Genomic DNA, 266 nt, shown 5'->3' with positions numbered 1-266 from the left:
GTTCGTTAGGCCTCGACGAGTTGCTCCGATCAGGGACCAAGTATGCGCAGCCTCATCTTCGCCGTCAGCGTCATCGCTCTCGCTGCCCCCGCCTCGGCGCAGGCGCCCGACCGCGGCAACGCGGACCTAGAGACTAACTGTGCTGGGGACGCCCTCGCGTTCTGCGCCGGCATCGATCCGAACAGCCCGCAAATGGACGCCTGCTTCAAGAAGAATATGAGCCGAATGTCCCCAGGCTGCCGTCGCGCCATCGATGCCTATGAGAA

Annotated in this window: 1 protein-coding gene; it reads left to right on the top strand. The window is 63.5% G+C overall.

The annotated features are described in order from the left end of the window. Positions 1–42: 42 nt before the first annotated feature. Positions 43–266, top strand: a 224-nt coding sequence (locus tag MKL01_RS31375; protein ID WP_243909090.1) for a 3',5'-cyclic-nucleotide phosphodiesterase, incomplete at its 3' end; no start/stop codon positions are given.

The organism is Methylobacterium sp. J-070 (assembly GCF_022829385.1).
Lineage (GTDB): Bacteria > Pseudomonadota > Alphaproteobacteria > Rhizobiales > Beijerinckiaceae > Methylobacterium.
The sequence above is the reverse complement of the archived record's forward strand: the minus strand, read 5'-3'. Positions and strand labels throughout refer to the sequence as shown.